This is a genomic window from Scytonema sp. UIC 10036, assembly GCF_009725235.1.
In genome coordinates this window covers 22115-36227 of the sequence record NZ_WJFC01000055.1, presented here as the reverse complement: position 1 = coordinate 36227, position 14113 = coordinate 22115, and the positions used below count along the sequence as shown (strand labels likewise).

The window sequence follows — 14113 nt, the reverse complement described above, 5'->3', positions numbered from 1 at the left end:
ATTTACTGTTCTAACTGTATTTGTACGAAAAGGTCAGTCGCGTCTGGAAAGATGTTGTAAGGTTCCACTAACCACTTATAACAGCAAACATTGTCTATGATTGAGTGTAAAGTTTTGGTGTCAAGGACTGTGGAGTGCCCAACTCCCAACGGATCTGAGTAATTAGAGGAAGATGGCTCAATATAAGAAATGACATTAAAGAGGACATACTTTTTAGCGCACTTAACCATTTTCTGAACAAAATACTCTACAAAACATTCGTAGTGTCGTACTCTTGTTACTAAAACTCCTAGCGCTAAAACAATATCAAATTTATTTTCTGGAGTAAAAGAGGGGTCGATAAAGTTAACTAACTTAAACTCTTGTGAGGGAACTTTCTGCTGATTTATTGGGATGAAAGCCGGGACAATATCAATCCCAAGATAATTGGAGTAGCTAATATTAGGAAACCGGGATGACAAGTAATCAAGAAGTTCTCCTTTGCCACAACCTATATCTAGTATTGAACAATTAGAGCTTATCGAAACTTTTTCAAAAAGCCGCTCGAAAACTCGAAAATCTCTTTTTTCGTCTCTTTCTCCGATACTTCTTGCTGATTTTAGTCCCTCCTTTGCAACCAGTTGAGAATAGTATTCTCTAATACATTGACCATCTTCTAACCACGTATTTATAAGTTCATCCGAGAATTGTGTTAGTGTCATTTGTCATGTAACTAAGTAGACAAAAATGAGGATTATTTTGAGTAATTTGGGGTGAATCGGACTTAACCGCACCCCAAATTTACGTTGTTGCTCATTTGAGCACGCCCTTTCGGGGTATTGTTTGCCTCGACACTGCTTAAGAGCTTGTGAATAGGTTTTGGTGTTGCACTGTGTGACGCAGTCATGTTCCTAACCCGACGCTTGAAGCTGGCTAACTTCATTAAGTCATGACTCTTAAGCGGACTGAAACCCGGAACGGGTAACCTTGAAACTAGTTCAAGGTTGAGTCATGGTGGAGTCAGTAAGTCGAATTGCTCCGATTTACTCTGGATTACTCCAGTTCACTTCCTCCTCCTACATCGCGTGTCACTTATACAATTATAGGACTTACGCATTGACAGAAAACATCAGACATGGAGTGAGAAATTTAGTGTCTCAACGTTTGATTGTTTAACGAATAAGAAGCAGCATTATTAACTTGTCCTTAATTTACGGACTGGTTGGTTTTGTTACAGGCGACAATGAAAGCTTACCGACTTTGCTGCATGAGTTGCGCCAACTGGCACACTGTATGGGTTACCAAACAGTTAGCGGAATGTTCCCTCAAAACTCCTTTATACTTAATTCACTTGCAAAAGCTGGATACCAAAAAGTTGAGTCTGAAGAGCTTTGGCTGTATGAATGGTGACGAATGACTTTCAATAAGCGTGCTCGTCAATGTTTTGGACTTGAGATAGCGACTTGACGCGGTTACCCAAAGCAAATTCATTCCCAAGTTTTACTTCTTTGGGAGAACAGATAAATTTTGAAAAATTCCTAGAATGCAATTACCAAGCAATAATTCTTCCATCTCCTAGTTTGGGACTAACTAGGAGTTTTTTAATCTCTTAGGAGCGATGTATATCTTCAGAAATAAACCTAATTAACTCATACTTAAGACTTGTAAATAATTAGTTCTGATGGCAGATTGGAAATAGAAGTTTGAATTGTTATTATGTCATTGTGAAATTAAAAAGTTTATCCCCAAAAGAACAATGAACATTATTGCTTGGATTGTTTTAGGTTTGATTGCTGGAGCTATAGCTAAGGCTATTTATCCCGGACATCAAGGTGGCGGAATCCTGGGAACTATCTTGTTGGGAATTATCGGTGCTTTTGTCGGTGGCAGTTTGGGTGTATTCTTCAGCACCGGACAATTTAGCTTGGCAGCTTCTACTTTGAGTATTCCTGGTATCGCATTAGCAGTTCTGGGTGCGCTTGTTGCTGTTTTTGTTTGGAATTTAGTTACCCGTCATGCAGCGTAATCAATTAAAATACACTAAATTTATAGTCAACCTCAGGGAGCGAATTTCTATATATTATCCCTGAATTTAATAAGAAAAATGGCGCTCCTCTCTAGTTAGGGAGCGCTATCATTATTGAAGAAAAGAAGCACTTGCTTTGAAACTAATGAACAGAAATAAAAGAATAACAACGTTATAATTCTTTCTCCATAAATACAGTACATAAACTATCGTTATATCGCTCAATACAGTAAAATCCAAGCCGTTTGTAGAATTCAATTGCCTGAGACTGCTTTTCTTGACTAAAAGTGTCAAGTCTGATTTTCTTGTAAGCAGCAGAACGTGCAAAATCTAAGAGCATCTGAGCCATTTCTTTACCCAATCCTCGTCCTCGATACTCTTTTAAAAACCACATCCGTTTGAGTTCGCCGATTTCTTCGTTGAATCGGCGTATAGCTCCAGTACCTACAACTCGATAGCGATCCAGCAGTACCAGGAACATACCATTATTGTCAAAGTAGTGAGATTGCACCATCACCAAGTCAAGCATGGGATCGTAGAGCTTGAGTTGTTCTTCACTCACCATACCTGTAAAAATTTCCAGACAAGTTGTTATGATTACTTGCTTGGCTTCTTCAATTTGATGTCCTTGTATTGGTTTAATTTCAATCATCTGTTCTACTCAATCTTTCACCAAATAGAATCAATCGGGTGTAGTTATGCTTAAGTTTATCTCTCATTTTATCTACCAACTACCTCCATCACCACCACCTCCACAGTCACCCCCGGAACTACCACCTCCATCATAAAAACCACTAGAGTAGTCCGAATCAATTGCGGGTATTGTTGTGACATTCGCTTTATAATAGTCGCAACAATAGCATTTTTCAGTCACTATTTTTTGACCTTTGTTGGCTATAGTGGCTTGTTGCAAAATTGGTGATGTACGTTCTACAGTCAATTCCTTACAGGTAGAACACATGGTAAATTTACGACTCTTAGGTGCATAAGCTCGTATGTGGACTCCTCGTTCAGTAGGGTTGGGGTAGCATTTTCGACATTGCCACCCCTCAAAACTAACGCTCCCTAATGTTTGAGCAGCTTGCTCTGGTTTGCTAAGGTAAGAAATAAGCGATAATGAGTCTAATTTATCCATCGGCTGTCGGCATTGAGCCCATTTCGCCGCTTCATCTTTTTCAATTTTGTTTACACGAGAACGACCATTAGGTTCAAGTAAAGGGTGACTCAGAGCTTTTGCAATTGCGATAAGCCGGGTACGGCTTGCGCTAAGAGCGATCGCACTTCCTATCAAAGCAACTCCTATCAATCCAAAGAAAATTGCTTCAGGATGATATTTAGAAACATCTTCTATATAACGGGATTGATTGCCTGATAGAGAAGAAACAAGTGCTTGTGTTCCTGCGACTATCCCTGAAGAATATTCCCCTAATTTAAATTGAGGAATAATTTGTAACTCAATAATTTCCTTAACACGCCTGTTAGGTAAAACTGATGGAGTTCCTTCGCCAGTTTTAATCTCTACTTACGGTCATCTTTAGAAATTAAAAATAATACTCCATAGGTTTTGCCTCTTTTGCCAAGTCCCCAGCGATAAAATAAGTCTCTTGCAAACTGCTTTGGGTTAGAGCTAGGTGCTGTATCTGTCACTGTCACCACAGCTATTTCATTTCCAGTTTTTTTCTCCAAATTAGAAAGAAGTTGATTCAACTGGGCTTCTGTTTCTGCGTTCAGTAAATTTGCCATATCTGTTACCCAACCTTTATTGTTTAAATGAGGGTTGGGAACTTCTCTTACAGTAATAGCTTCTGCAGGTACAGCAATACAGAAAAGCACGACACAAATTAGAGTTAACACTAAAACTTTTTTTAACATTTTATCATTCCATTGTTGGCACAACATTTGGCTTCTAATCAGCCCGTGTAGGTAAGCTTTGCTTGTATAGCCCCACATTTCCAATGTCTATACTGTAAAGACAACTGTCGAGAGCCAAATTTTCCTTAAATAAGGGATTTCCCATAAATTAATAAAATTTCCGTCATACACTGGAACCAACTCAGATAACAGATACGCATTTTCGTTGAATTATCGAAACTTTGTAACTATAAATCTGGGCAAATACTATGAATGAGTGTCACTAGGAATATTAAGGTGGCACCAAATAGTAATTGCCTGGTATCTCTCCAGGCAGTATCCCAATTACTTTTTATCCTCTTATGTCTCAAATACAGAGAAACGAAATTACTGACAATATCTTGATTGCGGATATCAGAAACCAAGCCCGATGGTTGTTCTTTGTGGGCATCCTTGGGATTATCACTTGCATAGCCATCTTGTCCGCTGGCGCTAGTTTCCTAATTGTGGGGAAAACACCAACTGGCGTTTTCACTTCGATTGCAGGATCTTTTACTGTTATGCCTTTCTTAGGTATGACTAAAACCGCGCATACTTGGTTGACAAAAGCTAGACAAGAACTACTAGCCGAATCATCCACCAAGCATTAAATTCATTAATGCTCATATCTGCTTTTAATGGCACCAATTGGTGCTTTTTTTATTTTGGATTTTATGGGGACACAGGAATATTCGGCACACCGAACGGTATACCAAAATTAAATCCCCGACGCTTTAATGCGATTGATTGGAACCGGATTGAAGATTGAGAGAAGTGACCATACCAATAATTCAAATCATGGCTCCTGATGAAGAAAACCCTGCACTTCTTCAATACTGTATGGTGGGAACCGGAGGTGTAAAACAGCATGGCAATTTGGGCAGACAGGTCGCAGATCTGCAATTGGATCGACTTCGTACTCCTCTGCTATTTCTGACAAAGCTTTCAGATGATGAACGTGGATTAAGTCCTCTGCAACGGTTCCGTATACCCTAGCAAATTCAAAGCCACAAACGAAACATTTTTTTCCGTAGTAATTAATACATTGTTGGCGGGCAATAGGGTTGCGCTCATAACGATTTACAAGGACTCTTGTCACCGATCCTTCATGAAAACTCACCGTATCGGGAGGAACTTCTTCTGGAAATGAAAATTTTTGATTAGTTATTGTATTTTCTATTTTATTTTCTATTTTATTTTCTACTGATTCTCGTCCCAAATTGGTTAAAGTCCAAATTCCTTGTCCATTTACCTTGTCCTTCTCAATTAATCCTGCACTCCCAAGCTCCGTTCGACACCATCTAACCTCGTTCTCCCAAGCTAGCTCAGGTTTTTTCTCAGGTTTTTTTGAATCTCTCATACGTGTTCTAGCTTCGTCCGAAAGATTTAGTCTATTAGCTAGTTCTTCATAAATACTCCATCCAGTTGCCCGATCCTGAATTTTTATAGATCCTCCTCTCTCTGCAATCACACATAGTAATTCTTCTTTGATTTGAAACCTTTGAGGAAATCTACTTTGGAAGTTTGTATCTTTCACCATGTTGCTAGGTATTGTAATTTAAAGTAAGAAAACTCAATAAATAAATTTTAAATTATCAGGCTTTGATTTTTAAACGGGATTTGAGAAATATGGGAATGCCCAAATTCACGAAATTAAACTTTTTGGGATATTTCTCAAAAGTACCCGTTTTTCTGACTTAACCTCAACCATCAAAAATCAAGCAATTGGCGGTCTACCATTCTTAATAAAAAAATCGTTGAGTGCTTCCGTAAGCTGCTCCTGTATAGAGGTTAAAACTCCTAGAACCCACTTTACCTCACTTCGCCCAACTCCTAAAAGCTGCCGATAAACTTCGTTTTCAGTACCGCAATTGGGCTGATACCCTGGCGCAAGACTTTGCCCTTATCTGCACCACAGAAAGCTTTTTACCCGATGACGACCTTCAGCAACGCACTCTCTACGACCAAGTCGTACACCCCCTCACCCAAGGTCATAAAAAAGTTGCTTACTTTCTCATTGATGCCTTCCGCTACGAAATGGCAACAGAACAATATGGGTAATCTTATAATAAAGATACACATTGTGTATCTGGCAGTCCTATGCTAAGGTACAAGACAAAGGAGGACATTATGCAGCCCCAGAGCAACCCTGATATTCCTACTTGCGCCGTCAATCTGCGTATCCGTAAGGATGTGCGGACGCTTATTGACCGAGCAGCAAAAGCGCAAAGCAAATCACGTTCAGACTTTATGATTGATGCTGCGCGGCGAGCGGCGGAAGATACGCTGCTTGACCAGACCTTTGTGCGAGTGGACGAAGAAACCTATCAGCATTTTCTGAATGTTCTGGATAGCCCGCCCTGCAATGAAGGGTTTGAACGCTTGATGAATGTTAAGAAGCCGTGGGGATAGATGACCCTTCAAGCCCCTGTACCTCTTGCGGATACTCACGTATTGGATGACTTTGATTGCGGAGTAGCCAGCCTGAATGACTGGTTAAAACGCCGCGCTGTTGCCAATCAGAAGAACAATGCATCACGTACCTATGTTGTAACGGATGGGGAAAAAGTGATTGCTTACTATTGCCTTTCCTCTGGCGCATTGGCGCTCTCACACGCGCCATCGCCTATAAGACGGAATATGCCCGACCCCATACCCGTAGCCATTCTTGGAAGGCTTGGAGTAGATACCTCATGGAAAGGGCAGGGGTTAGGCGCGGCGTTACTACAGGATGCGGTGCTTCGTACAATGCAGGCAGCAGAGATACTAGGCATTCGTGGAATAGTAGTACATGCCATATCGGAAGAAGCTAAGCAATTCTACCAGCATTACGGGTTTTCTCCTTCGCCCACGCAACCCATGACGCTTATTCTGTCTATCAAGAAAGTCATAATATAATCTCAAAATCAGCGCTTGTAAAAAATGTATTTTTACGCTTCATAATGCGCTTTTAGAATTTGTACAGCGAATTCTAAAAAGGTTGGTAGAAGCCATGCCTAGAGGCGGAGCCAGATCGGGAGCGGGAAGAAAACCAAAATACGGCGAAGCGACCAAGTTAAGATGTGTACCCGTTCTTTCGTTCCACCCTTGTGGTAACTTTGGGCAGATGAGCGTAAGCTAGGTCTAGATGATTTCATAGGAAACGATATCTGAGAAGCATATGTTGCAATACTTTCAGTCTATCTTGCCTCTCATAACAAATTAATCACACTCTCAAATACGGTTTGCAGTTTCACCATGATTGTCAGATTATTTCTGACAACTTCAAGTTAAAGATTGAAGGCGATAGTGTTGGTTATCTGATATCTTGCACCTTCTCAATAAGGGAGTGTGCGGCATAGCCCTACCTACGAAATAATCAGCTTTTTGGGCTTTGATTTTTGCAATAAGGTAATGGTGCAAGATGTGAGTTATGCAACTTTCAGGAATGCGATCGCTCAGATGAATAATCTTGAATTTTGGAAAGCTCCAGATACCGAGCGCTTCATCTGGTCGCGGTTACCAGATTATCGCCTAAGTAAGTTTCACGTAAGCCTGCCATTTGTGTATTCTCTAGAAATGACTGGGAATTATTTGTTAGACATCTCCAGAACAGTTCAATTTTTGAATTTAATTTAAATTCCTATAAACCCAAGCAGTGGGGAGAAAAGAAACAAAATTCCCATCACTCCCCTAGTATCAAGTTATTAACTTTTTTATGCTTCTACAGCATTAGATCTATCTCGTAACCATTGTTCTAAATCAGCTACAGTCGAAAAATCCAGTAATGCTTCTGCTAATTCTTCTAACTGTTGGACAGGTAATTTACGAATTTGTTCAATTAATCGGGCTTCAATCTCACCAAGACGACGATTGAGTAGTCGTATAATGACTTTCTGCTCACCTATTATTTCGCCTTCTTCTCTAGCCAATTGTACAGTTGGGCTAACCAAAGTCATTTTCCTTTCCTCCTCAAAACGATTGATTTTGATCGCTAATCTTTGTTGTAGCTGTTGAGGCAATGTCATCATCGTATCAATTATGTCAAAGAGTTTAACAATTTGTTGTTTTGTTAAACCCCGTTCATAAAGTCCGCGAATTAAATGCCAATGGACATTCTTCCCGTTGGGTTAAATCACTAGTCGTTGCTTTAGTTTTTAGGTGCGCCATCGTAATGATGGCAAATGGGTTACTATTTGATTCTAACTCATGCCAACTCTGTTCGTAATCCATGAGCTTGACAGTAGGAAATGTGAAACTCAATGAACAATCTAAAACAGATTTCGCATATCGGTTAGGTCGCTATGTAGGAATAGTGTCACCTAAAACCGCCAGACTCACAACAAATTTATCGTAAAGTTCGGCAGCGCGGTAATTATAAGTGTAGATTCGCTTTTCCAAGTTGACATCATAATAGCTTTGCACCTCAACATGGATTAAAATCCAAGCTTCTTTTTTGTCTAACAACGCAACTTTGTAAAGTTTATCAGCCACTCCATCTCCCGTTTCTGCTGAAGCAGTAATATTTTGAAGTTCTTTATCAAGAGATTCAGGGGTTTGCGTCCAATCAATTGCTCTGTGTACTTCGGGAAAGAAAAAGGATAAGAAGTTTTCAAAATATTCGTTTAAAGCTTCTTTCCAGGATTTATCATAATTCGCTCTGACTTCAGTCATTTTGCTTTTACTAAATGATATTTGCTTGGGAAAATCTAGTGTTGGGTTAACTTGTTAAGAAAGCATTTGGTTAGCTCTCATGAACTGAACAAGTAGAATCTAACTCTAGGGGATTCTAGTGTGAATCAACAAAATTTTTCTTTTAATTTTTAAAATTCAAATCTTCTATAGGACGATTCAAGCTAAACACAATTCAGCTGCTTTATCAAAAAGCTTATTAAACAGCAGAAGAATTTTGGATATCACCAGATTTAACATGAAAGAATTCAGGAGTCAGTCGCCAGAATTCAGTTGAAGGTTAAGCTACTGGCGGATGAATAAAGGGTGACGAAACACCACACCAAAATTTTAAATTTGCTGGTCAACCATCGATACTGCAAGGGGTCTCGAATTTTTGTAGGTTGGGTTGTAAAATCGTGAAACCCAACCAATTCCTGTAAATGTTGGGTTTCGTTCCTCAACCCAACTTACGTGTTTTCATATTTTTACCGCAAATTCCTCGTATTTATGTATACACTGTAGCATTTCCAATGTAAGAAGGTTTTGGTATTAATTAAGGTTAGTTTTTTTCGCAATACATCTAGCATCTAACAATATCGATTCTCCAGCACTAAATGCAGTACAATCTTGTACAACTTTGGATAAAGCGGGAACTGTTCCTTTTTGCAAACTATCGAGGGTTTCTCTCATCAATTTTGCTAGCATATCATCTGGCAATTTTGGTGATAGATATTGTCGCAACCATTTTGTTTTTGTGATATATTCGGGAGCAAATACTCTTTTTTCTATTAAGAAGAAATCAACACCATATTTTTGAATTAAATTTTGTGTATCTGCTAGCTCGGAACTATAATGAGCGCGAATTAAATCAGCTAGTCGTTGGCGAATCTGGCGATAATAACCAACATGGTAAGCGATCGCATATTCATTACCAACTAAAATAGGACGTTGAGCAAAACTAGGTATGTTATTAGCTTCTCCTACCAAAGACGCTATGAGTGTATCTTTGGGATATTGTTGAAGAAATTCATATAAACCAGTTTTTTGACCTACTATATAACTATTAATTGGAAAACTTTTTTTCCAAAAAATATTGGGGTAGAAAACAATGAATATCCCAATTATGAGTGTTGTTGAAATTGCTAAAAATTTGCGTTTTCGACTTGTGTTAAGAATGGCATCTAATATTAGCGTGAGTGCGATCGCAGTGGCTAAAGCTAGAACAATTTTAGAACTATGCACTGTAAATCGGCTTGGAAGATATAGCTTGAACAGCAGAATATGAGCTGCAAAAAACAAAAATAAGGAAGTAATTATTAGATGAATCAGTGTAGAAACATTCCCTCGTACCTGTTGAACCAGTGGGAAACGAGTTTTCAATCGCAGTAATAGAGGTAAAAAGAGTCCCAGAAAAACTATCGGTGGATTAAACGATATTCTCAGCCCAGCACGGCTTGCACCGAACCAAAATCGCCATGGATTGTCATCATGAAAAAAGCTCATTCTCCCAGATGAGAGAAACTCGGGTAATGTTCTAGCCTCTTTCACAGTCATTAAGGGACCAAATTGCGAAGCGTCTAAAAAATAAGGGAGGAGGCTTCCGAACCCAACCACTATCCCCAATCCACAAAACCAATAATTGCTACGTTCCCCAGATAATCGTGGTAACCCATTTTGAAACTTAAAAATTTGCAAAATCAAAATGCCAACAGATATCAGCACAAATCCAGGGTAGAATAATCCCAGCAGTGCTAAGAATACAAGGCATGGAAATAAAGAACGTTTGAGTAGATAGTAAGTAAATGCAAAGAAAAAAGGATACAGAAAAGCTCTAGATGTTGCTGAAATGATATCGTCTCCCAGCCATAAACCCTGATTCAGTATTACCGTACCGATAAAGCCTGTAACTGGTATTGGCAAAATTTCTACACAAACACCAAAGCAATACACAGTTGTCATAACATCTAACAAGACTGGTAAAATCTTACTTGCTAAGATTGGATTAATTCCTGCTATTGCCAGTATTTGATAAAAAGCTTTGTAGCCCGGTGGTGCAATAGATTCAAAGTAATCGGCTATTAAATCTTTTGGAAACAATTGGTTATCTACAAACCGTTGCATCCAAAAAATATGTTGTCGGGCGTCATCTTGAATGATATATTGATGTTGAAAGGTTGGTAGTATAGCGATCGCACTATAAATAGTAGCCACAGCTATACTTAGAGTCAACCAAAAAATTGTATAACTTTTCGTTTTTTTAGTTAAAGCGCTCAAGGAATGATATGTTTCAGTCGCTGCCATTTTTTGTTAAATAAATAGACATATATAATTGACTTGTAATATCATATAGCTTTTCAGAAATTATCATGCAGTCAGACACGCGAACAGGTAAAGATTCTCAATTTATACCATCTGTATGTCCAGCTTTTTCGCTTGTTCTGCCTGTGTATAACGAAGAAAAAAGCATTGCAGCCACATTAAGTAATTTGCACCGTACCCTTAACTCAGCTAACTGTCAGTACGAAATTATAGTAGTTAACGATGGCTCTACAGATGAGACTGGTGATATTTTAAGCTCCCACAGTGACATTCGTGTAATAGAACATATCAGAAATCGGGGATATGGTGCTGCTCTAAAATCAGGAATTCGCCAAGCTAAGTATCCTCTGATTGTCATTACTGATGCTGATGGAACTTATCCTAACGAACGGATTCCAGAACTAGTGGCTCTTACCAACCAGGCTGATATGGTTGTTGGAGCTAGAATAGGGAATAATGTCACTTACTCAAAACTCCGCAAAATACCTAAGTGGTTTTTAGTCCGTTTTGCAGAATGGATTTCTATGACGAGCATTCCAGACTTGAATAGTGGGTTAAGGGTGTTCCGTAAAAGCATCGTTGAGGAATTTTTAAATATCTTACCTGATACCTTCAGCTTTACCACCACTATTACATTAGCAATGCTCACCAATCACTACATTGTTCAGTATGTCCCTATTGACTACCATCATCGGGTAGGTAAAAGCAAGATTAAACCCATTCAGGATACTTTACGTTTTGTGCAACTTATTCTGCGCGTAGGAGTGTATTTTGCCCCTTTACGCGTCTTTCTCCCTGTCGCTGGGTTATTTTTCGCTGGTTTTCTGATGACTCTGTGTCAAGATATCTTTATTAGACGCGATTTAACCGAGCGTACTTTGATTCTCTTTGTTGCTGCTACTCAATTGGGTATGTTTGCTTTACTAGCTGATATGATTGACAAACGTAGTGGGAAAGGATAGAGGATTAAAATTTCATCCTTTATCCTTTCCAGCGATCGTATGGCATAATAATAGTACGCATACTAAATAATTAGATATGGTTTCCAAGCCACATAATTCTCAAGATTTGGCGTCTTGGCAGCAAGTTCGCGCTCCTTATGGGACTGGCTACCGCATTAAACTTCTTTCACAACTCCTGGCTCGCAAGTTTACAGAACGCCTAGAACCGTTTGGATTGACACCTTTTCACTGGGTTGTTCTGTGCTGTTTGTGGGAAGAGGACGGTTTACCGACATCTAGTATAGGGGATAAACTACAACAAGTTGGCGGTACCTTAACTGGTGTCCTTGATAGAATGGAGGAAAGAAAATTGATTCGTCGAGAACGCGATTCTCGCGATCGCCGCATCTGGCGGATTTGGTTAACCGACGCAGGTAAGGAACTTGAAACTGTGTTACCACCTATCGCAGTTGAGATTCGCGAACAAGCGATGCGCGGTATTTCCTATGCCGAACGCGAGCTATTTTCGCAAATACTGAGTAAGACAATTGACAATCTTTCATAGAAAAATCACCTGATTGGGTGATGCCATATCTAAGTTTTCTTGAAAAAATATTACGTATTCTAAATAATTAACCTCTAACTAAATAGTACGTGTACTAAGTAATTTTCCAAATTGACTTTTGATATACCAGGGATTTAGTCATCATGAAATTCACAAACAATAACGGACATAAAACTGTAGTTTTAGAACCAGAACCAGTCAAAGATATAGAAACACTCTCTGTAGCGATCGCAAATAAAACTGCAAATGAGGAGATGGTACTGGCTCCAGAAAAGAGTGTGAGTACTCCATCTGAGGCAGAAGTACCACAACTACCAGAAACCCCAAAGCGGAAGAAGCCAATGGGATTGATATTGACAGCATTGGGTGTGGGTGCGATCGCAGCGAGTGGTTTTGGTTATCGTTGGTGGCAGTATGCATCCAGCCATCAAGAAACAGACAACGCCCAAGTCGCAGGGCACATTCACCAAGTCAGCAGTCGTATTCCCGGAACAGTCAGCCAAGTACTGGTAAATGACAACCAGCTAGTGCAACCGGGACAATTACTAGTAAAACTCGATCCGCGAGATATAGAGAGTAAAGTACAGCAAGCAGAAGCAGCATTACAAAATGCGCGCCGTCAAGCAGAAGCAGCACAAGCAAACATTGCTCTCGCTTCAGAAACAACCACAGCCAAAACCACTCAAGCGCAAGGAGATGTGAGTGGGGCATTAGCAGCAATTTCCACAGCTACTGCAGCAGTGCAAGAAGCCCAAGCGGGGATTCCGGCGGCGCAAGCAGAAGTCAAAGTAGCAGAAGCAGGAGTTCCCACAGCCCAAGCACAGGTAGCACAGGCAGATGCCAATTTACAGAAAGCCCAAGCTGACTACAACCGTTACAACACCCTATATCAACAAGGCGCAATTGCCCGCCAACAATTAGATACAGCCAAAGCAGCCTATGATGTTGCTTCAGCACAGAAGAGTGCCGCTGTTCAGGCAGTGCAACAAGCACAAGCGCGACTTGCAGCAGCAAGAGTTGGTGTAGCCAAAGCAGAATCTCAACTAGCACAAGCACAAGAAGGTGTTGTCAGCGCCCAAGCAAAATTAGCAGCATCGAGGGGAGGCTTGCAACAAGCAACTGCGAGTGGACGACAAACAACAGTGAACCGCAGCCAGTATGAAGCCGCAAAAGCAGCCATAGCCCAAACAGAAGCATCTTTGAAAGATGCACAGTTGCAGCTCTCTTATACCAACATCACTGCTCCTGCCAGCGGACACATCGGACGAAAAACAGTGGAAGTTGGGAATCGGATACAAGCAGGCACACCAGTCATGGCGATTGTGAGTAACGAGTATTGGCTTGTTGCCAACTTTAAAGAAACCCAATTAGAAGACATGAAGCCGGGACAATCCGTAGAAATTAAGCTAGACGCATTTCCCCATCATACTTTTGTAGGTCATGTTGACAGTATTGCTCCAGCGTCAGGCGCTCAATTTGCCCTTTTACCACCGGATAACGCCACAGGTAACTTTACCAAAATCGTGCAACGCATTCCTGTAAAAATTGTTTTTGACCGAGAGAGTATAAAAGGCTATGAAGCACGAATTACTCCTGGAATGTCCGCAGATGTTAGCGTAGCTGTGAAATAATTATGAATTATGAATTATGAATTATGAAGGCTTCAATTCATCATTCATCCTTTATCTCTCCCTGTAGAGAGGGGTTAGGGTTGGAGCCTGATGATATTTATGAAGATAT

Annotated in this window: 18 protein-coding genes; 9 read left to right on the top strand and 9 right to left on the bottom strand. The window is 40.1% G+C overall.

Annotated features, from left to right (window positions below):
* Positions 1–2: 2 nt before the first annotated feature.
* The gene (locus F7734_RS24840; protein WP_155747252.1) at positions 3–701 is read right to left on the bottom strand and encodes a class I SAM-dependent methyltransferase; all 699 of its coding nucleotides are present in this window, start codon (positions 699–701) and stop codon (positions 3–5) included.
* A 478-nt stretch (positions 702–1179) separates the two neighbouring features.
* Between F7734_RS24840 and F7734_RS24835 the strand changes: the two genes are divergently transcribed.
* Complete coding sequence (locus F7734_RS24835; RefSeq protein WP_155747251.1) at positions 1180–1389, top strand: hypothetical protein; 210 nt, start codon at positions 1180–1182, stop codon at positions 1387–1389.
* A 346-nt stretch (positions 1390–1735) separates the two neighbouring features.
* Complete coding sequence (locus tag F7734_RS24830) at positions 1736–2005, top strand: GlsB/YeaQ/YmgE family stress response membrane protein (protein ID WP_155747249.1); 270 nt, start codon at positions 1736–1738, stop codon at positions 2003–2005.
* A gap of 172 nt (positions 2006–2177) precedes the next feature.
* Here F7734_RS24830 and F7734_RS24825 read toward each other — a convergent pair whose 3' ends face one another.
* The 3 genes from F7734_RS24825 to F7734_RS24815 form a co-directional block, all read right to left on the bottom strand.
* Complete coding sequence (locus F7734_RS24825) at positions 2178–2657, bottom strand: GNAT family N-acetyltransferase (RefSeq protein ID WP_155747247.1); 480 nt, start codon at positions 2655–2657, stop codon at positions 2178–2180.
* 72 nt (positions 2658–2729) lie between these two features.
* Positions 2730–3311: a hypothetical protein gene (locus tag F7734_RS24820; protein WP_155747245.1), complete on the bottom strand. Its 582-nt coding sequence runs from the start codon at positions 3309–3311 to the stop codon at positions 2730–2732.
* A 212-nt stretch (positions 3312–3523) separates the two neighbouring features.
* Positions 3524–3877: a TPM domain-containing protein gene (locus F7734_RS24815; RefSeq protein WP_166482128.1), complete on the bottom strand. Its 354-nt coding sequence runs from the start codon at positions 3875–3877 to the stop codon at positions 3524–3526.
* Positions 3878–4218: 341 nt separating this feature from the next.
* On the opposite strand from F7734_RS24815, the gene F7734_RS24810 reads away from it, so the two are divergent.
* Positions 4219–4506 carry a hypothetical protein gene (locus tag F7734_RS24810; RefSeq protein ID WP_155747241.1) on the top strand — a complete coding sequence of 96 codons (288 nt, stop codon included), beginning with the start codon at positions 4219–4221 and terminating at the stop codon, positions 4504–4506.
* Between the two features lie 185 nt (positions 4507–4691).
* On the opposite strand, the gene F7734_RS62210 is transcribed toward F7734_RS24810, so the two are convergent.
* The gene (locus F7734_RS62210; protein WP_155747240.1) at positions 4692–5435 is read right to left on the bottom strand and encodes a winged helix-turn-helix domain-containing protein; all 744 of its coding nucleotides are present in this window, start codon (positions 5433–5435) and stop codon (positions 4692–4694) included.
* Positions 5436–6025: 590 nt separating this feature from the next.
* Between F7734_RS62210 and F7734_RS24800 the strand changes: the two genes are divergently transcribed.
* From F7734_RS24800 to F7734_RS24790, 3 genes are all read left to right on the top strand, one after another.
* The gene (locus F7734_RS24800; protein ID WP_038078960.1) at positions 6026–6307 is read left to right on the top strand and encodes a DUF1778 domain-containing protein; all 282 of its coding nucleotides are present in this window, start codon (positions 6026–6028) and stop codon (positions 6305–6307) included.
* Positions 6308–6793, top strand: a complete 486-nt coding sequence (locus tag F7734_RS24795) for a GNAT family N-acetyltransferase (RefSeq protein ID WP_155747237.1) — start codon at positions 6308–6310, stop codon at positions 6791–6793.
* A gap of 495 nt (positions 6794–7288) precedes the next feature.
* A complete protein-coding gene (locus F7734_RS24790; RefSeq protein ID WP_155747235.1) occupies positions 7289–7513 on the top strand; it encodes a hypothetical protein in 225 nt (74 codons plus the stop codon).
* A 77-nt stretch (positions 7514–7590) separates the two neighbouring features.
* Here the strand turns inward: F7734_RS24790 and F7734_RS63810 are convergent, their stop codons facing one another.
* The 4 genes from F7734_RS63810 to F7734_RS24780 form a co-directional block, all read right to left on the bottom strand.
* Complete coding sequence (locus tag F7734_RS63810) at positions 7591–7905, bottom strand: DUF4351 domain-containing protein (RefSeq protein ID WP_243147059.1); 315 nt, start codon at positions 7903–7905, stop codon at positions 7591–7593.
* 52 nt (positions 7906–7957) lie between these two features.
* On the bottom strand, positions 7958–8107 hold the full coding sequence (locus F7734_RS63805) for a hypothetical protein (protein WP_243147058.1): 150 nt from the start codon (positions 8105–8107) through the stop codon (positions 7958–7960).
* A gap of 69 nt (positions 8108–8176) precedes the next feature.
* Positions 8177–8548: a hypothetical protein gene (locus F7734_RS63800; protein ID WP_243147057.1), complete on the bottom strand. Its 372-nt coding sequence runs from the start codon at positions 8546–8548 to the stop codon at positions 8177–8179.
* Positions 8549–9097: 549 nt separating this feature from the next.
* Positions 9098–10849: a hypothetical protein gene (locus F7734_RS24780; RefSeq protein WP_155747233.1), complete on the bottom strand. Its 1752-nt coding sequence runs from the start codon at positions 10847–10849 to the stop codon at positions 9098–9100.
* 65 nt (positions 10850–10914) lie between these two features.
* Between F7734_RS24780 and F7734_RS24775 the strand changes: the two genes are divergently transcribed.
* The 3 genes from F7734_RS24775 to F7734_RS24765 all read left to right on the top strand — a co-directional run bounded on the left by F7734_RS24775 (position 10915) and on the right by F7734_RS24765 (position 14004).
* On the top strand, positions 10915–11829 hold the full coding sequence (locus tag F7734_RS24775; protein ID WP_155747232.1) for a glycosyltransferase family 2 protein: 915 nt from the start codon (positions 10915–10917) through the stop codon (positions 11827–11829).
* Between the two features lie 76 nt (positions 11830–11905).
* Positions 11906–12373 carry a MarR family transcriptional regulator gene (locus tag F7734_RS24770; RefSeq protein ID WP_155747230.1) on the top strand — a complete coding sequence of 156 codons (468 nt, stop codon included), beginning with the start codon at positions 11906–11908 and terminating at the stop codon, positions 12371–12373.
* 143 nt (positions 12374–12516) lie between these two features.
* Positions 12517–14004, top strand: coding sequence for an HlyD family secretion protein (locus tag F7734_RS24765; protein ID WP_155747228.1), 1488 nt, complete (start codon positions 12517–12519; stop codon positions 14002–14004).
* The last annotated feature ends 109 nt before the right edge of the window (positions 14005–14113 follow it).